Origin of the sequence: Natrinema sp. CGMCC1.2065 (assembly GCF_051225675.1) — an archaeon.
Lineage (GTDB): Archaea > Halobacteriota > Halobacteria > Halobacteriales > Natrialbaceae > Natrinema > Natrinema thermotolerans.
The window spans coordinates 13300-31797 of sequence record NZ_JBPJSJ010000025.1 but is presented as its reverse complement, the minus strand read 5'-3'; the positions used below and the strand labels follow the sequence as shown (position 1 = coordinate 31797).

18 protein-coding genes are annotated in these 18498 nt (G+C 66.1%); 12 read left to right on the top strand and 6 right to left on the bottom strand.

The annotated features are described in order from the left end of the window. Positions 1 to 58 precede the first annotated feature (58 nt). The gene (gene msrA / locus ACSBP4_RS18115; protein WP_049966299.1) at positions 59 to 589 is read left to right on the top strand and encodes a peptide-methionine (S)-S-oxide reductase MsrA; all 531 of its coding nucleotides are present in this window, start codon (positions 59 to 61) and stop codon (positions 587 to 589) included. A gap of 55 nt (positions 590 to 644) precedes the next feature. On the opposite strand, the gene ACSBP4_RS18110 is transcribed toward msrA, so the two are convergent. Both ACSBP4_RS18110 and ACSBP4_RS18105 read right to left on the bottom strand, forming a co-directional pair. Beyond that, a complete protein-coding gene (locus tag ACSBP4_RS18110; protein WP_006649395.1) occupies positions 645 to 776 on the bottom strand; it encodes a hypothetical protein in 132 nt (43 codons plus the stop codon). Positions 777 to 1247: 471 nt separating this feature from the next. Next, the gene (locus ACSBP4_RS18105) at positions 1248 to 3191 is read right to left on the bottom strand and encodes a DNA cytosine methyltransferase (protein ID WP_373633312.1); all 1944 of its coding nucleotides are present in this window, start codon (positions 3189 to 3191) and stop codon (positions 1248 to 1250) included. Positions 3192 to 3560: 369 nt separating this feature from the next. Between ACSBP4_RS18105 and ACSBP4_RS18100 the strand changes: the two genes are divergently transcribed. Further along, complete coding sequence (locus ACSBP4_RS18100) at positions 3561 to 4892, top strand: DNA methyltransferase (protein WP_435553051.1); 1332 nt, start codon at positions 3561 to 3563, stop codon at positions 4890 to 4892. A gap of 101 nt (positions 4893 to 4993) precedes the next feature. After that, a complete protein-coding gene (locus ACSBP4_RS18095; RefSeq protein ID WP_435553050.1) occupies positions 4994 to 6211 on the top strand; it encodes an FAD-dependent oxidoreductase in 1218 nt (405 codons plus the stop codon). Between the two features lie 20 nt (positions 6212 to 6231). On the opposite strand, the gene ACSBP4_RS18090 is transcribed toward ACSBP4_RS18095, so the two are convergent. After that, positions 6232 to 6591, bottom strand: a complete 360-nt coding sequence (locus ACSBP4_RS18090; RefSeq protein ID WP_006649400.1) for a winged helix-turn-helix domain-containing protein — start codon at positions 6589 to 6591, stop codon at positions 6232 to 6234. Between the two features lie 111 nt (positions 6592 to 6702). Here ACSBP4_RS18090 and ACSBP4_RS18085 point away from each other — a divergent pair, with 111 nt between their 5' ends. The 3 genes from ACSBP4_RS18085 to ACSBP4_RS18075 all read left to right on the top strand — a co-directional run bounded on the left by ACSBP4_RS18085 (position 6703) and on the right by ACSBP4_RS18075 (position 10096). Then, on the top strand, positions 6703 to 7392 hold the full coding sequence (locus ACSBP4_RS18085) for a cob(I)yrinic acid a,c-diamide adenosyltransferase (protein ID WP_435553049.1): 690 nt from the start codon (positions 6703 to 6705) through the stop codon (positions 7390 to 7392). Positions 7393 to 7862: 470 nt separating this feature from the next. Beyond that, complete coding sequence (locus ACSBP4_RS18080) at positions 7863 to 8618, top strand: ABC transporter ATP-binding protein (protein WP_006649403.1); 756 nt, start codon at positions 7863 to 7865, stop codon at positions 8616 to 8618. After that, a complete protein-coding gene (locus ACSBP4_RS18075; protein ID WP_435553048.1) occupies positions 8615 to 10096 on the top strand; it encodes a hypothetical protein in 1482 nt (493 codons plus the stop codon). The genes ACSBP4_RS18080 and ACSBP4_RS18075 overlap by 4 nt, the downstream gene beginning before the upstream one ends. Positions 10097 to 10116: 20 nt before the next feature. On the opposite strand, the gene ACSBP4_RS18070 is transcribed toward ACSBP4_RS18075, so the two are convergent. Beyond that, a complete protein-coding gene (locus ACSBP4_RS18070; protein WP_435553047.1) occupies positions 10117 to 10527 on the bottom strand; it encodes a helix-turn-helix domain-containing protein in 411 nt (136 codons plus the stop codon). A 119-nt stretch (positions 10528 to 10646) separates the two neighbouring features. Here ACSBP4_RS18070 and ACSBP4_RS18065 point away from each other — a divergent pair, with 119 nt between their 5' ends. Beyond that, the gene (locus ACSBP4_RS18065) at positions 10647 to 11225 is read left to right on the top strand and encodes a hypothetical protein (protein ID WP_435553046.1); all 579 of its coding nucleotides are present in this window, start codon (positions 10647 to 10649) and stop codon (positions 11223 to 11225) included. Positions 11226 to 11336: 111 nt separating this feature from the next. Next, on the top strand, positions 11337 to 12980 hold the full coding sequence (locus ACSBP4_RS18060) for a cobyric acid synthase (RefSeq protein WP_435553045.1): 1644 nt from the start codon (positions 11337 to 11339) through the stop codon (positions 12978 to 12980). Positions 12981 to 13009: 29 nt separating this feature from the next. Here the strand turns inward: ACSBP4_RS18060 and ACSBP4_RS18055 are convergent, their stop codons facing one another. Next, entirely contained in the window at positions 13010 to 13399 is a 390-nt protein-coding gene (locus ACSBP4_RS18055) for a hypothetical protein (RefSeq protein ID WP_006179649.1), read from the bottom strand. 375 nt (positions 13400 to 13774) lie between these two features. Between ACSBP4_RS18055 and ACSBP4_RS18050 the strand changes: the two genes are divergently transcribed. From ACSBP4_RS18050 to ACSBP4_RS18035, 4 genes are all read left to right on the top strand, one after another. Beyond that, entirely contained in the window at positions 13775 to 14026 is a 252-nt protein-coding gene (locus ACSBP4_RS18050; protein WP_006179648.1) for an MTH865 family protein, read from the top strand. A gap of 222 nt (positions 14027 to 14248) precedes the next feature. Beyond that, positions 14249 to 16345, top strand: a complete 2097-nt coding sequence (locus ACSBP4_RS18045; protein WP_435553044.1) for a bacterio-opsin activator domain-containing protein — start codon at positions 14249 to 14251, stop codon at positions 16343 to 16345. A 443-nt stretch (positions 16346 to 16788) separates the two neighbouring features. Beyond that, complete coding sequence (locus ACSBP4_RS18040; protein WP_373633320.1) at positions 16789 to 17076, top strand: hypothetical protein; 288 nt, start codon at positions 16789 to 16791, stop codon at positions 17074 to 17076. A gap of 54 nt (positions 17077 to 17130) precedes the next feature. Beyond that, positions 17131 to 17880, top strand: coding sequence for a peptidase M10A and M12B matrixin and adamalysin (locus ACSBP4_RS18035; protein ID WP_435553043.1), 750 nt, complete (start codon positions 17131 to 17133; stop codon positions 17878 to 17880). A gap of 129 nt (positions 17881 to 18009) precedes the next feature. On the opposite strand, the gene ACSBP4_RS18030 is transcribed toward ACSBP4_RS18035, so the two are convergent. Next, positions 18010 to 18357 carry a winged helix-turn-helix domain-containing protein gene (locus ACSBP4_RS18030; protein ID WP_006650319.1) on the bottom strand — a complete coding sequence of 116 codons (348 nt, stop codon included), beginning with the start codon at positions 18355 to 18357 and terminating at the stop codon, positions 18010 to 18012. Positions 18358 to 18498: the final 141 nt, after the last annotated feature.

The window sequence follows — 18498 nt, the reverse complement described above, 5'->3', positions numbered from 1 at the left end:
CGGAGCCCGAACGAACCCACCCGTCACATCTTTCCTCGGTCGTGCCCTACTGTGGGGTATGGAACGAGCCACGTTCGGCGGCGGCTGTTTCTGGTGTACCGAAGCGGCGATGAAGGAACTCGAAGGCGTCGACGCCGTCACCTCGGGCTACGCCGGCGGCCACGTCGAGGACCCGTCCTATCGGGAGGTCTGTTCCGGCAACACCGGCCACGCCGAAGTCGTCCAAGTCGAGTACGACCCCGACGCCATCGCGTACGACGAACTGCTCGAGGTCTTTTTCGCCACGCACGATCCGACACAGCTCAACCGACAGGGCCCCGACGTGGGAACCCAGTACCGCTCGATCGTCCTCGCTCACGACGACGAGCAACACCGGCAGGCCGAGGCCTACATCGAGGCCCTCGATTCCGAGTACGACGACGACGTCGTGACCGAACTCGAGCCTCTCGAGACGTTCTACCGCGCCGAGGAGAAACACCAGGACTACTTCGAGAAGAACCCCACCGACGCCTACTGCCAGATGCACGCGGCCCCGAAAGTCGAGAAGGTCCGCGAGCGGTTCGAGGAGAAAATCGCGCTGAACCAATAGCGAGACCGCTCGGTCACGGGGCGGTTCGGGGGCAATCGATCGTGAACGGGCGCGCTCAGTCCTCGCGCTCCTCGGCGAGGTGTTCCCAGATCTCGGTACACCCCGCACCGACGTCGACGTCCTCGAGGTGGCCGTCGTCTCGATCGGACTCCTCGTCCGAACCGCCGGACTCGGCAGTGTCGCTCATTCCGCGGGCACCTCCGACCGCGGGCTCGACGTGATTGCGGCCGGTCCGGTTTGCAAAGCGGGTGTGGCCGCGGTTCGGGAGCCCCGTTTTTTCGTCGCGTCTGCTGTCATGGGTTCGGGTTACGCGGTCGGACGGATAAAGACGGGTTCCCGAGCAAGCGATACCTCGACTCGGGCGTTTCGGAAACTACTGCCGCTATCTCTGTCGAAAGAAGATGGCAGTCTTCGGGGGAGTAACCGGTTACAGCGACGGTGACTCCATCGTCCGGGTCGATCGCCGTGTCATCACGATCGCTCGCTGCGACGATATTGAGCGCGGGAGTTGCGCCACGCCCCCTGTCGGACGAACCGCGATCCGGACCCAGTTTAGCGGGGGTCAGACGTGGCGTTCGCCGTTGTAATATTAGCCGGTAGTTGGATGCACCCGCGAACAGCCAGTGGCAGGGACTCGAGTCGTCCTCGCAGTCGGGGGTTAGTTCGTTCGCGTTTCGAGCGCGTCGAGTTCGATCTCGGAATCGAAATGGGACCGTTCGTTCATGTCAGGGAACGGGTACGTACAGAGGACCTTCCCCTCGGGCATCGTTTCGTGAGTCGCCGGCGTCCGGAGTTCGTAGCGCCACCCGCGAAGTTGCCGGAGCGCGTCCACGAGTTCCTCGTGGGTCGCGTTCAACTGACGGCCGAGTTCGTCCAGGGTAAACTCCGTGTTGCAGTTGCTCGCTCGGCTGAAAAACTGAAGCGTCCGCGGGACCAGCCCCGCGTCGACGCCCGTCAACTCGAGCGACGACGAGTAGTCCAGCCGGGTGGTCGAGTAGTGCCCGACGACGTCGATGAACTTCTCGTATCGCGTTCGCTCGATTACGTCCGTTGCGGCGATATCCCAGACGTAGAAGACATCGTCGAGATCGACTCCAGTCGCGGTCACCTCGAGAGAGCCGATCCCGTTCCAGATGCCGTCGTCCGGTTCGAGGACGATCTCGATCGTCCCCTCGCCGCCGTGTTGTCGCTCGATGTCCACGCGGAGGGTCGCGCCGTCCACGTCGCTTTCCGTATCGAAGGTCCGGCCCGCACCGTCCGGTTCGACGGCGGTGCCGTAGCTCAACCGCTCGCGCTCGAAGTGGTCGCGGTAGTGCAGCGTGGCCCGTCGGCGGGTCGCTTCCGGCTCCGTCTCGTCGTCGCTCGAGTCGCCGTACTCCTCTAACCCGCGTTGCTGGCCGCTTCGTTCGTTGCGGGGGTCCCAGAGCCCCAGTTCCTCGAGCCGTTCGCGCGCCTTCCGGCGGTACTCCTCCGTACTGGTCCGCTTTCTCGAGCGGAAGTTCAGGTCGTACCCGTCGGGCATCGGCACCACGTCGTCGTACCCATCGGCCCCGAACAGTTCCTCGGCGATCGCTTTCGCCAGCACCTCGGCGATCCGCGGGGGGACCGAGTTGCCGATCTGTTTGACGACCTGCCCGTACGAACCCTCGAGGACGTAGTCGTCGGGGAACGCCTGCAGGCGTTTGAGTTCCGCTTCGGTGAACTTCCGGTTCTCCCAGTGGAAGGGGCCCGACGCCGCGCCCGGCTGTGCCTTCAGGGTCCGAACGGGCCGGTCGGGATCGGCCTTGTAGAGGTAGTCCGAGAAGCGAGAGCGCCAGCCGAAGACCGGCTCCGGGTGGCCGAGCTTCTCCGTGTAGAAACTGTAGTTGAGCCCCGGCGGGATATCGGCCAGCAGATGGGCGTGTTTCGACGTGATCTCGTAGGTCGGATCTTCGGCCGCGCCCGCCGTCTCCAGATCCGCGAGGGCCTCGCCAGCCGTCACGAGGTCGCGGTCGGCGGGCGAGTCGGGACCGTGGGTCGGTCGCGGGAAGCGAAACTCCTCGTCTACGTCCTTCCGGACGCCGATGATAAACGTCCGGGCGCGGTGCTGTGGGACGCCGTAGTCCGCGGCGTCGAGCGTCCGGGCCGTCAGGCGATACCCGGGATCGCCAGCCTCGTTCTCGAAGGCGTCGACGATCATCTGCCAGTCCTCCTCGTCGGAGGTGATCCCGTAGACGTTCTCGAAGAGGAAGGCCGTCGGCTGCCACCGCTCGAGCAGTTTCACGTACGCGCGAAACAGCTGTCCGTCCTCGCTGTCGGCACCGGCGAAGCCGCCGGAACGGCGAGCCGCCGCGGAGAACGGCTGACACGGCGGGCCGCCGATGACGAGATCGACCTCGTCGGGCTCGAGGTCGCCGCCATCGTACTCCGTGATGTCCGTTCGTTCGATGATCGCGTCGTCGTCGATGTAGGAGCCCCGCTCGGCGTTCGTCCGAAGCGTGTCGATAGCGATATCGTCGATGTCGGTATGAAAGCGGACGTCGAACTCCGAAAGCGTGCTAAAGCCGATATCGAGACCGCCGGCGCCGGTAAACAGACTGGCAACACGAATCCGGTCACTCATCTCCACCACCCGGTAGCAGCGTCATCGTTGATAGGTTTCCGGCGTTGAAAGAGTGTAGTGCTTGTGGTTTCGCACCTCGAGGACCGGTCGAATCCGACGGACCTAGCGTCGCCTCACCATGCTCGGTCGAGCCGTCGATCTCACCCTCGAAGCCGTCTCTCACGGCTCTGAGCCACGAAGTCTCGCGCCACGTGGAGGCTGTCGCGACGACCGCAGGTCGGTCGATAGCAACCGGGTCCGTTCGCCGACGACACTGCGCTGTAATCAGTAGGCGTGGTTATTGTACTACTATGCACTTATATACTAATCCGGAAGTTACAGTGGACATTACGTTTAAGTTATATTGGGGAACATAGCAGACACATAGAGATGACTGACAGTGCATCGAACGCGAACGACGGGGTCGAGCCGCACGTGCGGTACTACGCCGACCGCGTCGTGTTCGTCGACGAGGACGGGACCACCACCGAGTATCGGGAAGGAAAGCAGTCGGAGGCCGCGAGAGAACGGTACAACCGCATCAAAGCCGACCTCGAGGACGGCTGGTTCGAGGACGTCCTCGACCGGGTCACCGATCCCGGAACCGAGAACGAGATCGCGCTGGACGGGGAGATCCGGCCCCTCATCGACGAGATCGTCGAGTCGATCACCAGCGAGCGAGGGCGTGCGATCGCCGGGCTGACCGTTACTCAGTTGGTAATCAAGTCCCTCGAGCCCGCACAGAGCGTCCGACTCCACAAGGGGAGCCGGAACAGCGCGCACTTCTCGTGGCGGGAGGGGCTGTCGATGCGGACGATCGACAGCGACTACGTCGCCCCGGCGCTCCGGGACAGAGACCTGTTGCGGGTCAACGCCGACGGCGTGATGATGACCCGCTCGCTCGCGGAGAACTACCCCTACTCGAAACAGTACAAGGCGAACATTCGGGGAGCCCAACGACAGTGGGGCGACCTGGTCGAGGCCCTCGAGGACGACAACCCGGTCGATGCGCTGGAGGCGCTCGAGTACATGATCGTCAGCCTCTCGAACCGCGGCGAGCGCGCCGAGGAGGTCTACGAGGACGCCCTGGAGTTGGTCGATCGGTTCGTCGCCGGTGAGCCGTCCCCCGAAACGGTCAAGCAGGTCATCGACATTCACCTGGCGCAGTCTCAGCACGGGGCCCGCATCTACGAGGTCGCCATGCACGCGCTGGCACAGGTCCTCGAGGACGAGGGGCTGCTCGACGGCCGCCTGAAGCCGCTCACGCAGATGCGCTCGGCCGACAAGAAACACGGTAACATCGCGGACATCGAGGTCGTCGACCCCGACGACGAGTTCAGGGTTCGGGAGGCCTACGACGCGAAGTACGGCAAGGCGTACCTGCTGAACGAACTCCAGGAGATCCGGGGGAAGCTCGAGGCCCACCCGGAAACCGAGTCGGTCGCGTTCGTGACCAGTTCGGAGCCGGTCCGGGACGACGCCATCGAGGACCGGCTCGCGGCCCTCGAGGCGGAGTTCGGCGTGACCGTGAGCGTGACGACCTTCGACGAGTTCTGGCGGCGCTGGTGGTCGGCGCTGGACGACCGCGGCGTCGCCGCGACGGATTGGCTCGAGGCCTACGCCGAGACGCTCTGTCAGCGACGACGGGACCGCGCTCCGGTCAACGAGCCCACGCGCGAGTGGGTCGAAGAACTGGCGTCGATCCTCGAGGACCGGGTGTAGGGTGTCCTCGAGTCGAGAGACTACAGCGGATCACGACCCGTTCGCTCTTCGTCTCGCTCGATCGGTGAAAGCTACGTCAGTGTGGACGCCCTCGATCGGGTATGGAGCGACCCACAGTCCTCGTAATCGGCGGCGGCGCGACCGGGGCGGGAATCGCAAGAGACCTCGCACGCAGGGGCGTCGACGTCACGCTCGTCGAGCGCGACGGGCTCGCGTCGGGTACCTCGGGCCGGTCGCACGGCCTGTTGCACAGCGGCGCACGCTACGCCGAGGCCGACGGGCCGGAGGCCCGGGCGTGTCTCGAGGAGAACCGGATCGTCCGCCGGATCGCGGGCGAGTGCGTTCGGGACACCGGCGGACTCTTCGTGGAACTCGCAGCCGACGATCCGGCGTACTTCGAGGCGAAGCGAGCGGCCTGTGAGAACGTCGGTATCCCGACCGACGTCGTCGACGGCGCGGCCGCCCGCGAAGCGGTCCCGGAGCTGGCGACCGACGTCGAACGCGCAATGGAAGTCCCGGACGGGGTCGTCGTCCCGTCCAGACTGGTCGCGGCGAACGCGGCCGACGCCCGCGACCACGGCGCGCGAATCCGTCCGCACACACCGGTCACGTCGATGACGACCGAGGACGGCCGAATCAGGTCCGTCACGCTCGGCGGCGACGCCGAGGCGACGCTCAGTCCGGAGTACGTCGTGAACGCGACCGGGCCCCACGCCGGTCGGGTCGCGGCGATGGCCGGCGCTGCCGTCGAGATGCGACCGACTCGCGGCGTCATGGTCTCGGTCGAATACCCGGGCCTCGAGCCGGTTCTCAACCGGTGTCGCGAGCCGGCCGACGGGGATATCGTCGTCCCCCACGACGGCGAGGTCGTCCTCGGGACGACGAGCGTGGCGGTCGACGATCCCGACGACTACGAGCGGGCCGACTGGGAGATCGCCGAGACGGTCCGGGAGTGTGCGGCGATGCTCCCGCCGGTGGCCGATGCCGACCACGTCCGGACGTGGTGGGGGGTCCGCCCGCTGTACGAACCCGACGAAGCCACGCGGGGTGGGCGCGGCATCTCGCGTGGATTCCACCTGCTCGATCACGCCGAGGCGGGCGTCGAGAACTGCTGTAGCATCGTCAGTGGGAAGCTGACGACCTATCGGCGGATGGCCGAGGCGACCGCGGACCTCGTCTGCGAGCGACTCGAGGTCGACGCGGACTGTTCCACCGCGGACGAGCGGCTGCCGGCGGCGTCCGATCCCGACCGGCTCGACGAGTTCGTCCGGGAGTTCGACGGACAGGGACCGACGGACACGGATCTCGTCGGGAGCTAACGCGAGGTGAGAACCATCGGTCAGTGGCCGCCCTGCAGTTCGGACCAGATGCTGGCCCCCGAAGCGTAATCGACGTCGACGCGCAACTCGTTGTCCTCGTCGAGCCCGATCGAGATCCGCTCGAGGTTGGCCACGTACCGGGCTTTCCGGTGGCGGCCCTCCCGGACGCCGACGGCCTCCTCGGCGAGACCGGCCTCGGTCAGGCAATCGAGTTTCCGGTAGGTCGTCGAGAGCGGGCGCTCCGTCGCCTCGGCGATCGCCTCGACGGTCATCGGCTCCTCGAGAATCGCGATGATTTCCCGACAGGCACAGTCGTCGAGCGCGGCGATCACGCACTCGAAGCCGGGCGTCTCGTCGGATGAGGAGAACTCGAGGGACATCGGTGACCGCGAGTTAGGAGCGAACACGGAAGACACGTTTGGTTACGTATGTCACAGAATGCCGCCTGCGATGGAGCAACGTACATGTGGGCGCGGCCCGACCGCCCGCGTATGAGCGACGAGGAGCCAGTCGAGTCCGCGATCGAGAACACGCCCGGGAAGGGTCGAACGCCCGAAGCCGAGCGGATCGAACCCGCCGCGCCCGAGGAGTTCGGCCGCGTGCAGGTCTGGTGGGGCGACGGGAAAGGGAAGACGACCGCGACGCTGGGGATGGGGATGCGCGCCGCGGGCCACGGCTACCGCGTCCACATGCTCCAGTTCATGAAAGGCGGGGCCTCGAGCGTCGACGCGGTCCGGGGCGAGTACAACGCCATCGCCGCCCTGCCGGGGATCAGCTACGAGAACCTCGGCCACTACGGCTGGCACGGGATGGCCGACGGCAGCGACGAGGCCGACCACGAGGCCGAAGCGCAGGCCGGACTCGAGCGCGCCCACGAACTGCTCGAGGCGGCCAGCGAGGCCGACCTCGGCGCACCGATCGATCTCGAGGCGGAGCCGGAGGCCGGGATGCACATGCTCATCCTCGACGAAGTCCTCTACGCCGCCGACCGGGAGTTGCTGTCCGAGGACGACGTGCTGGGGTTGGTCGAAGCCAAGCCCGACGATCTCGAACTCGTCCTCTCGGGGAGCCACACCGAGCCCGCGTATCTCGCCGACAGCGTGGACCTGATCACGAACGTCCGCAAGGAGAAACACCCGATCGACGACGGCCAGCGAGCGCGACAGGGCACCGAGTTCTGATACTGTATCTTCGGTACCCGTAATTGTACTGTGATTTCCGTATTTAACTGCGTTCCTGAAACCCGCGTTCAGTACAGAGGGTGAGTCTATCGTGGGTCAAACGCATAGTAGACGATTACCACCGTAACTCCCATCATCACTGCGTGGACAGTTGTCAGTCCCTGCAATAACAGACTCCCAACGAACACCCCGAAGAAGCTCGCAATACCAACGGCGATGGCAAATTTCAGTCGGGGGAGGTCTTCGGCCCACGCCTCCAAACGATAGTATGAGTCCAACACCATCGCTATGATGTTGCTTGAACAAGAGCGTGTAAAAAACCATACGCTGATACATATGCACGCGTAGTTACCGCGGGGCTCGTTCAGTTTCAGACGCAATCCCGAATAAAGAGTCTCTGCCCCCTACCACTGTCACTATTCCCCTACCAACACAGTTATTATCAAATCCTCCAAACGGTTTCGCGTTCAATGGGTGCGATTCACGTAGCCGGACTCGAGAAGTCCTACGGCGCCGTCGACGCCGTGGACGGCATGGAGTTCACCGTCGAGCGAGGGGAGCTGTACGGGTTTCTCGGACCGAACGGGGCGGGCAAGACTACGACGATCCGGGTGTTGACCGGCCAGATCGAGCCCGATTCGGGCGAGGTCAGCGTTCTCGAGACCGATCCGACGACGGACCCGATCGAGACGCGCCGGCGGGTCGGTATCCTCCCGGAACAGGAGTCGCCGCCGAGCTTTCTCACGCCGCGCGAGTACCTCGAGTTCGTCGGTGAGGTGCGAAACCTCGAGGCGGAGCGGGTCGCCGAGCGGACCGACCGCTGGGCCGAGCGGCTCGGCTTCGAGAGCAAACTCGATACCCTACACACCGATCTCTCCCGGGGCCAACAACAGAAGGTGATGATCGCGCAGGCGTTCCTCCACGAGCCCGACGTTGTCTTCATCGACGAGCCGCTGGCGAACCTCGACCCGCTCGTCCAGGAACAGGTCAAGCAGTTCCTCGTCTCCTACGCGGCCGGCGACAACGCGGTCTTCGTCTCGACGCACAACATCGACGTCGCCGAGGAGATCTGTACCCGCGTCGGCATCGTGGCCGACGGTCAACTCGTCACGGAGCGGTCCGTCGCCGACGACGGGGCCGACGAGTCGCTGCTCGAGGTCTTCCTGGACCGCGTCGAGGGCGAGGACGCGCGAGACACGCCGACGCTCGAGCAATTGGACGTATGACTGGCGAGACGACGGACCCGGCCGGCCCGACGGGGACGGGCCGTTCCGGTTCGGGCCTGTCGACGCGTCGACTGCTCGCGATCCTCTTTCGCGAGGAGTGGCGCATGCACACCGAGCTGTTCGGCGGCTGGCGGTTCGCCCTCTTCCCGCTCGTGATCGCCGCTCTCGCGGTCGGCGGCTCGGTCGCGCTCGTCGAGACCGGCACCGCGTCCGGGACGGTCGTCGTCGGTCTCCACGTCCTCGCGGCCGGTTTCGGACTCTACAGCGGCACCGCCGGATTCGCCGGCTCGGACATGCTCGAGAACGTCTTCGGCCGACTCTCGCTGTTGCTGTCCTCGTCGACGACGTTGCCGCTCTCGCGCCGGCGGCTGCTCGGCGTCTTCCTCCTGAAGGACGCGCTGTTTTACGGGGTCGCGTTCGTGTTGCCGATGGCGCTCGGCGGCGCGGTCGCCGAGGGGCTCTCCGCGACGACGCCGCTCTCGCTCGTCGCGTTCTGGGCGTCGCTGTTTCTGGTCTTTACCGTCGGCATGGCGACGACCGTCGCGTTGATCGCGGTTCGGACGCGGGGCGTGCCGCCGTGGACCATCGGGCTGGGAATCGGGCTCGCCGCCGTCGGCGGCTGGGCGCTCGGCTCGGGCGGGGTCCTTCGCCGCCTCCTCGTCCCGATCGAGGGCACCGTCCCGGCCGCGGGCGGACTGGCCGCCGCGACCCTCGTCGTCGCGGCTGGCTCGCTCCTGCTGTACGACCCGACCTACGGCCGGCCCTCGCGGACCGCGACCGACCGGTTCGCCCGGCTCAGTGCGGCCCTACCGGTCGCCGATTCACCCCTCGTGACGAAATCGCTGCTCGATCTCGCCCGCTCCTCGGGCGGGGTCTGGAAGCCGTTCGTCTCGTCGACGATCCTGCTGGCGCTCGTGGCCGCTCTGGTCGGCGTCGTCGACTCGATCACCGGGGTCGCGCCCGCGCCGGGGATCTTCTTCGGCGGCGTCCTCGGGCTCTCGGCGTTTACCACCTACAACTGGCTCACCCAGTTCGACTCGCTCGAGGCCTACCTCACTTACCCCGTCTCGATCGCGGATGTCTTCCGGGCCAAGCGAACGGCCTTTCTCCTGGTCGGCGCGCCGACGGCCGTGATCCCGTATCTCGCCGCCGTCGTCTGGTTCGACGCGACGCCACTCGACGCCGTCGTCGGGGCCGTGCTGCTGGCCGGCTATGCGCTGTACTACTACGGACTCACCGTCTTCATCGCCGGCTTCGATCCCAACGAGTTCCTCTTCGACGCCGTCCGCTTCGCGACGTTCACGATCGGCGTCGCCGTCGCGCTCGTGCCGACGCTCGTGGCCGGCTTCGTCGTCGTCCCACCGTCCGTGGAACTGGCCGCGGTCCTCGTCCTCGGCGGGCTCGTCATGGGGGCAGTGGGGATCGTCCTCTCGAGCCGAGCCGGACCGCGCTGGGACGCGAGATACAGAACGGAGTAGCTGCTACGGAGACGCCGACCCTATCGCTCCGGTCGTGGTGCGGCTTCGTACCGCTCGATTTCGTCGGTCTTCTCGACTCGATTGTAGACGGACCGTAACGTCTCTTCGGCCCGCAGGAGGTCGTGTGCCTCGAGGAACGCCCGCCCCTCGTCGCTGATCCCGTAGAACTTGTAGGGGAGATCGTTCCGCCGACGATCGTTCGGGAGCGTTACCTCCTCGACGATGTCCGCCTCGATGAGCTGCTGGAGGTGTTGTCGGATCGTCGTCCGACTCTTACTGGGGTTCACGTAATCCAGTTCCTTCAGCGTCGGTAGCCCTTCGGGATGACCCAGGAGGTCCTGTACGAGCGCGAACCGCGTCTCCTGTGTCACGACGTTCAGTCGCTCGCGGACGCGCTGGAGGTCCGCCGGCGGCCGGTCCGGGGTACTCATACCTATGGATTCGTTCGGTGCGTGCAAAAGCGTTTCGCTCAAATACGAATCGGTCGTATACGACTCGGTCCCTCGTTCGGTCGGCAAATTGAAGTTTCGAAGGGGCGTGAAACCGAGCGATGAGCGAGGAGCCGGTGACGGTCGACGACCTCGCGGCGAAGGCCGAGTCGTATCTCCACGAGTCGTCGCTGACGCCGGCGGAGTACGAAGCGCTCAAACACAGCGTCACGGAACTGGCGCCGCTTCTCACGATCGGGCGGTCGTATTTCGTTCTCGGCAGCTACGGTCGGCCGGAGATCCATCGCCTGCAACTCGTCAAAGACAGGCTCAACCGACGGACGGATAGCTACGCGTTCCTGATGGTCGACATCCGTAACGAGTGGACGAATACCTACCTCAAGTTCCGTCTCCTCGCCGACTACGCCGATTACATCGTCGGCGTGTGCGAACACGACAGCGGCGGGTTTCTCGTCGAACAGGGCTATTTCACTGCGCTGGAGCAGTACTTCGAAAAGACGTACGTTTTCAAGCGGACGTACGACGGCCTGGAACCGGACGAGATCGAAACGGAAGCCGACCCGGAAAGCCCCTACAGCGGGATGCAGACGTCTATCTTCGAGATGCTCGCGGACGCGGATCGACTCCGCACCTGGCAAACGGAGGACGATTTGCTCGAGTGTGCGTCCGAGCTTCCATGACGACGGTTCCTGCGGGAATGGCCGCAAACGACCGCGAGTCGCGACAGCATCGGACGCTGAACGCGAACCGATAGGACGATACCCTCGGCTTCCCGACTACCGCCAACGCGGATGACACGAACGCTTCTCGTTGCCGGGACCGCGAGCCACGTCGGCAAGTCGACGGTCGCGGCCGGGCTCTGTCGACTGCTCGCTGACCGCGGGGTCGACGTCGCTCCCTTCAAGGGCCAGAACATGAGCAACAACGCCCGCGTCGTCGTGCGGCCGGACGCCGAGGGCGAGGGCGGAACCGACGCCGACCCGGGCGGCGACGGTGATCCGAACGCGAACGCCGACGGCGACCGCTGGGGCGAGATCGGCGTCTCCCAGTTCGTGCAGGCTCGAGCCGCCCGGACTACCCCGACCACCGACTGCAACCCGGTCCTGCTCAAACCGCGCGGCGACGGCGAGAGCCAACTGGTCCTGCAGGGGGAGGCCCACGACCACGTGCCGGCCGGCACCTACTACGAAGAGTACTGGACTCGCGCGCGCGAAGCTGCCGCGGAGTCGTACCGCAGATTGGCGGCCGACAACGACGTGATTATCGCCGAGGGTGCGGGCAGCATCGGCGAGATCAACCTCCACGATCGGGACCTCGCGAACGTCGAAACGGCCGACTTCGCCGACGCCGAGATCCTCCTGCTGGTCGACATCGAGCGCGGCGGGGCCTTCGCCAGTCTCTACGGGACGATCGAACTCGTCCCCGACGACCTCCGGGACCGCATCGTCGGCGCGGTCATCACCAAGTTCCGCGGGGACCCGTCCTTGCTCGAGCCCGGCATCGAGGAGATCGAATCCCGTACCGGGGTGCCGATTCTGGGCGTACTCCCGTACGACGACCCCGGACTCCCCGAGGAGGACAGCGTCGGCCTCCCCGGCAGCGAGGAACGCGGCGTCGTCGGGGACGACGACGGCGTGCCGGCCGACCGGCGACTCCGGATCGCCGTCCCGCGGCTCCCCCGCATCTCGAACGCGACCGACCTCGAGGCGCTGGCGGAGGTACCCGGCGTCTCGGTGGTGTATCTCCCGGTCGACGAGGGCGGCCGCGACGGGGACCCAGCCGCGACCGATCCGCTCGCGGGCGTCGACGCCGACGCAGTCGTCCTTCCGGGGACGAAGAACACGGTCGACGACCTGCTGGCACTGCGGGCCGCCGGCTACGCCGACGCGCTCGCGGCCTTCGACGGCCCGATCGTCGGCCTCTGTGGGGGCTACCAGCTACTTGGCGAGCGCATCACCAACGCCGCGCTCGAGGGGACCGGCGAGGACGACGTCGTCGAGGGACTTGGCCTGCTGCCGGTCGAGACCCGATTCGAGGGTAAGAAGCGCCTCGAGCAGACCGCGGTGCCCGTCGACGGGTCGGCGTCGCCGCTGCTGTCCGGTGCGGACGGCCCCGCGACGGGATACGAGATCCACGCGGGACGGACGGAGGCGGTCGGCGACGTGACGCGGCCGCTCGGGGACTCGAGCGCGGCCCGTGGGCACGTGCTGGGGACCTATCTGCACGGCCTGTTCGACAACGAGTCGGTCCGGGCGGCCTTTCTCGAGTACGTCGCGGAGACGGCCGGCGTCGACCGGCCGACGAACGGAGTGGGTGGCGGATCACCGTCGGGAGGAGCCGAACGGACTGGCGCGACGCCGTCCGATCGAGCGGCGCGGCTCGTCGCCGAGAACGTCGATCTGGCGGCGCTCGGCGAGCCGTTCTCGAGTGAGTGAGAACCCGGAGAAGGGCTTCGAACGGACAGCTACGCCGATTCGTCGCGGTAGGTCCCGAGCAGTTCCTCGAGGATGATACACTCCTGGTCAGTCTCGTCGTAGTGGGTGTCGATGAAGCGTTCCGCGGCCTCGTAGTTGCCCCGGAGCCCGTGTTTGCGGACGTTGATCACGGCATCGAGGAAGAAGGTCCCGCCGTCGGCCCCGAGCGCTTCGGCGTGGTCGCGGTCGCTGATATCGAGTTCGCCCTTGATCTCGTCGAAGTTGAACGTCTTGACGTCGTGGTCGTCGTTGATCAGGGTTAGGACGTATTCCGCGGAGAAGCGATAGAACTCGGATTTGCTCTCGAACATACCGTCGTCGACGAGTGCGTCGATTTCCTCGACCACGTCGTCGGGGTACCTGACGGTATCCTTCGCCATGGGGGAACACTCGTCCCCGCTGATTAATCACTGTTTCGACTATATGTTTGGGGGTCTACTATTTCGGTCGCAAGTGAGGGCGATCCTCGAGCCACGGGATCGGTTCCTGTCGGCGGATCGAAGCTCGAAAATCCCGGCGTTCTCCTCAGTTTCCTCCCATGGTAGCTCGCGGCCCCGCTGATCCAGCTCGCGGTGCTGGTGTTCGGGATGGCGCTCGACGAGACCGACGTCAACCGAACGACCGCCCTGACGGGTTCGATCGCGGTTCAGGCCGGCGAGTCGACCGAGCGGGGACTCCGCTCCGAGTGCATGCGCCGGCTCTGACCGCGATCGCACCCGGAAGTTAATGCGCCCGCGGGATAATCACGACCTAACATGACAGTCGAAGCAGACCTCCGAGAACAGCTGGTCGACGCGTTCGAGGGCGCTGACTATCCCGTTTCGGACCCCATGACGCTGATCCCGGCGCTCCCTGACGGCCCGAGTACGCGGTTCGAGACCGGGGAGTTCTCGATGACCGCGATGGAGTTGTACACCAAGACCGACGGCGGTGACTTCCCCTACGAGGGCGTCGACCCCCTCGTGGACGATCTGATCGATGCGCTGCGGGAACGAGGCGAACTCTAATCGGTCGCGGGACGCCGGGATAGGGGGGTTGGGTTTCGTCGTAGCTCCCTCGGCGGGCCTCCGCTCGAGGGAGTCGCCCGGCGTCGACGTGGCGCATTCACGCCCGGTCGAGTTCGCGCCGATCGACCCCGTCTGACCAGCAAGCTTTTATTTCACAGTCACGATGTGACAGAAAGGAGCGAGGCGGTAGCGGTGTCGGCGGACGCGACGAGAGAGATACGGATGGCCACTGGAGACTGTCAACGACCGATCGTCGTCGTGATCGACGCTCGAAGCGAACGGAGTCGCCTTCGACCCCGACTCGAACAGGCGACCGACCGCGCCGTTCGAGCGGTGTCGACGGCCGACGACATCGGGTCGATCCTCGAGTCGTCGGTCGATGAGCCCGAAACGGACGGGGGGAACGACTCGGGTCCCGCGACTGACGACGAGTCGACGGCGACGGAGCAAGCGGCTCTGACGTCCGCAGACGAAGCGGGGGTATCGCCACCGGGCGCGGTGGTCCTCGAACTGGACTGTCCCGGCGAAATCCAGACGCTGTTACAACGGGTCCACGCCGAGACGCCGGACGTGCCGACGATCGTCGCCCCACAGGACGGCAGCGAGCGACTCGCTACGGTGGCACTCCGTGCCGGGGCGACCGACTACGTCCCGAGCGAGCGCGACGAAGACCCGATCGATCGGATCGTCTCGACGATCGGGTCGCGGGACCGTGTGACGACGGACGAGCGGCCGCACCGTATCCTCGCGAACGAACTGCCCGACGAGGCTTTCGTCATCGGCGAGGACGGGACCTATCTGGAAGCGAAAGTACGCTCGGAGTCGGCAGAACTGTACCGGACCAGTGTCGACGAACTGCGCGGCAGCCGACTCGACGACGCCTTTCCGGACGAGGTCGCCGCGGAGTTACAGGACTGTCTCGATCGGGCCCTCCGAACGGACGAGGTCCAGTCGGTCGAGTACGACGCCGAGACGACCGACGGCCGCCGACGGTTCGAAGCCCGCGTCGTCCCGATCGACGAGCGGATCCGGGGGCGACGCGCCGTCGTCTGGTTGGCCCGGGACATCACCGAGCGGGTCGAACGCGAACGGCGGCTCCGATCCCGACAGGACCAACTCGAGACGTTAAACCGGATCAACGCGGTGGTTCGGCAGGTGATCGAGACGCTGGTGGAGGCACCCGCTCGCGACGCCATCGAGCGCGAGGTCTGTACACAGCTCGTCGACTCGGAACTGTACTGTGGCTCGTGGATCGCCGAACGAACCGGCGAGGGCCGACTCACCTATCGAACGGGGACGGGCGAGGCCGATACCTACCTCGATCGGGTCAGCGACGGTATCGAGTACGCCACCAGTCGGGAGCGACCGGTCGCCAGAGCCGCCCGAACGGGCGAGATTCAGACGACGAACCACATCCTCGACGACGAAACGACGCCCGAGCCGCTTCGGGAGGCGGCCCGCAAGGACGACGTCCGGTCGGCGATCGCCGTCCCGATCACCCACGAGGACGCGACCTACGGGGTGTTGACGGTACTCGCCAGTCGGGACGACGCCTTCAGCGAACGCGAACGGGCTGGGTTCCGCCTGCTCGGCGAGACGATCGGCTTTACGATCATGGCCGTCAAGAACCGCCAACTGCTCTTTGCCGACACCGTCGTCGAACTCGAGTTCCGCATCGACGGCGGCGACACGTTTTCCTTCGATCTCTCCGAGGAGTACGGTTGTACCTGTTCGCTCGAGTGGGCGGGGACGACCGCTGGCGGGCGAACGTTCCAGTACGTCACGATCGAGGGTCTCGACGGCGAGACGGTCCGCGACGAGGCCGACGCCCACGATTCGGTCGAGGAGTGTCGACTCATCCACGACGGCGAGGACCAGTGTACGGTCGAGATCCGACTCGCGAAATCGGGTGTTCGGACGCTCGTGAACCACGGCGCGACGATCTGTGACGTCGTCGTCGAGAACGGCGTGGGACGCTGTCTGGTCGAAGTCTCACAGGACGCCGACATCCGGGAGATCGCGGACGCGTTGACCGTCGTCTACGCGAACACCGAACTCGTCGCAAGGCGGGAGGTCGACCGACCGGTGCGGACGGCAGCGGAGCGCCGCGATCGGATCCTCGACGAACTCACGGACCGACAGCTCACGACTTTGCGACTCGCCTACTACGGCGGCTTCTTCGACTGGCCCCGGGAGAGTACTGGCGAGGACATCGCCGAAGCGATGGACATCTCGCCGCCGACGATGCACCAGCACCTGCGAAAGGGGCTCAAATCGATCCTCAGCGAGTTCTTCGAGGGCGGCAGCAGCACCGAGTGAGCGTCGAGCCGCCGCTCGAGTGGGGGATCTCACTCGGGCGGAACACGGAACCGCGGCGTCGGGAGACGGGGCCGGGCACTGACGGGCCGGTCTTCGACCCGCTCGGTCCCGGGACACCAGCGGAACCGCGCGACGCCGCATCCCGACGCGGTAGGTGGTGGTGGTGTTTCGAATGGTGTCACAATCGCGCGGCGACTCCGACTGACGCCGGTCGAACCCAGTCACTCGATCCTGATAATGGTATCCACAGACATGATCGGGAGCCGCTACTATACTCCGTGATCTCGGTGTCCCGTGTTCTCGTTTGCACGACACTCATGATCGCTTAACAGTCGCGTATATGAAGCCAAGCGGCGACGGGGCTGGCCCCGGTCGGCTCGGACGAGAATGCCGAGATCCGTTTCCGGGCGGCTGCTCGCGGGCCGAGTGAGGGTGGGCGTTCCGTGGTGACGTCGCCGTATGAAACCGTCCTCAGGGGATCGAACGGTCGGTACTACACCGACTGGCAGGTCCGAACCCGGCTCCGGTCCGGCGAGTGGGCGCTCTGTCTGCGCCAACGAGAGCCGGACAGACGGCTGGTCGAAACCGCCGAGGACGCCTTGCTCATGCTCCGTCCGGTCGAGCCGACCGCACTGCCGGCCGGACTCGAGATCAGAGTCACCGGTCGCCGCGCCCGCGTGGTCGATACCCGACGGCCGCCGGGCGGACGCGGTGTCACTGATCGACCCTAATGCGTGTCTCTGTTCACCCGCAGAATCTGAACGGCGGCGGCGAAAGTCGTCGCCGTGAAGCGCCGCGTGTTTCTGGGGGCCGTCGGCTCGATGGCGTCGCTCGGCACGCTGGCGTATACGACGCGGGCCGACGACGACGCCCTCGCGGTCCGGATCTGGCTCTCCGAGCGGGCTGGTCGCTACGACGGGGTAGCCGACCGCGTTCGCGCGTTCCTCGCACGGACGCTCGCGCTCGAGCGGCGGCGCGTCGAGCCGACCGTGGGGGGCACGGTCGCGGTGTCGACCGAGGATGCCGCACGCCTCACCAGTCGCGGTGAATGGCCGCTGGCGCTCGCGTCGGGGCGGCTCGGCCGCCGTGACATCGACCCCGTCTCGGGCGTCAACCTGTTGGTGACCGACGACGGAATGCAGGACGCGCCGACCGGCTACGGGGTCCCCCACGTCGCGTCGGTCGGCGGCGCGCGACACATCGGACGGCTCGAGTCGGTCGACGACCTGCTCGGCGACGACTGGATCGTCCCGGTCACGACGGCGGCGCGGACGATGCACGTACTGCTTCACGAAGTCGGGCACGCGCTCGGACTGGCCCACCGCCACGGCGTCGCCGTTCGATCGGGTGATGCGATCGTCACGACGCCGATGCTGAGTTCCTACGCCTGGGACCCGGGGTTCGATCCCTCCCCGACGCGGTGTGGAGGCGCGATTCCGCCGACGGACGGTCGCGAGCGACGACTCGATTTCGCCTTTTCCGCGTGTGCCAGGCAGGAACTCGCCGCCGACGGACGAGATGGGGCCGACCGGTGACGCGTCACCAGGCCAGCGACTGACCGACGCTCGAGTCGGCGACGACTCGGTTCGCAGGCTTTCCGGTCCGCAGGCTACGGAACCCTGGGTTGTCCGATCGGTACGGAGCGGGTGCGCGGAGAACGAGCGTTACTCCCCGTCGTCGGCGTCGTCGCTCCCCCGGACGAAACTCGCCCGCTCCCCCTCTCCATCAGTGCCGGCGTTCGGCCCCTCGATCAGCGCCTCGAAGTCGTCGACCTCATCGTACTGATCGCGATACACCAGTGCCGCCTTCCCCGCCGACGTGATCTCGTAGAGTCCCGAGCGTTCCGCGGGGCCGATCTTCCGGACCAGCCCGTAGTCCTCGAGAACCGGGAGTCTGGTGTTGATGTTCTTTCGACTCTTTCCCGTATGCGCCGCGAGGTTCGTCGCGACGTTTCGCCCCTCGTCCTCGAGCGCCTCGAGGATCAGGAAATCAGTTGGCTGTCGGAGTTTCACACACGTTCACACTCGTCCCCATTGTATTTCCAGTGGTAACTAATACTTTCGGCCCCGGACAACAAATTTCTTATTTGTGTTGGTTTCGGAGGGTTCGAGTGGTCTATTCGGGTGGCGAAACCGGTCCCCTTGCCGACGACG

Coding starts and splice junctions, on each gene's coding strand:
- ACSBP4_RS18065 (WP_435553046.1), top strand. CDS start 10,647: ATGAGCGAGGAGCCGGTGACGGTCGACGACCTCGCGGCGAAGGCCGAG.
- ACSBP4_RS18070 (WP_435553047.1), bottom strand. CDS start 10,527: ATGAGTACCCCGGACCGGCCGCCGGCGGACCTCCAGCGCGTCCGCGAG.
- ACSBP4_RS18110 (WP_006649395.1), bottom strand. CDS start 776: ATGAGCGACACTGCCGAGTCCGGCGGTTCGGACGAGGAGTCCGATCGA.
- ACSBP4_RS18100 (WP_435553051.1), top strand. CDS start 3,561: ATGACTGACAGTGCATCGAACGCGAACGACGGGGTCGAGCCGCACGTG.
- ACSBP4_RS18055 (WP_006179649.1), bottom strand. CDS start 13,399: ATGGCGAAGGATACCGTCAGGTACCCCGACGACGTGGTCGAGGAAATC.
- ACSBP4_RS18105 (WP_373633312.1), bottom strand. CDS start 3,191: ATGAGTGACCGGATTCGTGTTGCCAGTCTGTTTACCGGCGCCGGCGGT.
- ACSBP4_RS18050 (WP_006179648.1), top strand. CDS start 13,775: ATGACAGTCGAAGCAGACCTCCGAGAACAGCTGGTCGACGCGTTCGAG.
- msrA (WP_049966299.1), top strand. CDS start 59: ATGGAACGAGCCACGTTCGGCGGCGGCTGTTTCTGGTGTACCGAAGCG.
- ACSBP4_RS18060 (WP_435553045.1), top strand. CDS start 11,337: ATGACACGAACGCTTCTCGTTGCCGGGACCGCGAGCCACGTCGGCAAG.
- ACSBP4_RS18080 (WP_006649403.1), top strand. CDS start 7,863: ATGGGTGCGATTCACGTAGCCGGACTCGAGAAGTCCTACGGCGCCGTC.
- ACSBP4_RS18085 (WP_435553049.1), top strand. CDS start 6,703: ATGAGCGACGAGGAGCCAGTCGAGTCCGCGATCGAGAACACGCCCGGG.
- ACSBP4_RS18045 (WP_435553044.1), top strand. CDS start 14,249: ATGGCCACTGGAGACTGTCAACGACCGATCGTCGTCGTGATCGACGCT.
- ACSBP4_RS18095 (WP_435553050.1), top strand. CDS start 4,994: ATGGAGCGACCCACAGTCCTCGTAATCGGCGGCGGCGCGACCGGGGCG.
- ACSBP4_RS18075 (WP_435553048.1), top strand. CDS start 8,615: ATGACTGGCGAGACGACGGACCCGGCCGGCCCGACGGGGACGGGCCGT.
- ACSBP4_RS18090 (WP_006649400.1), bottom strand. CDS start 6,591: ATGTCCCTCGAGTTCTCCTCATCCGACGAGACGCCCGGCTTCGAGTGC.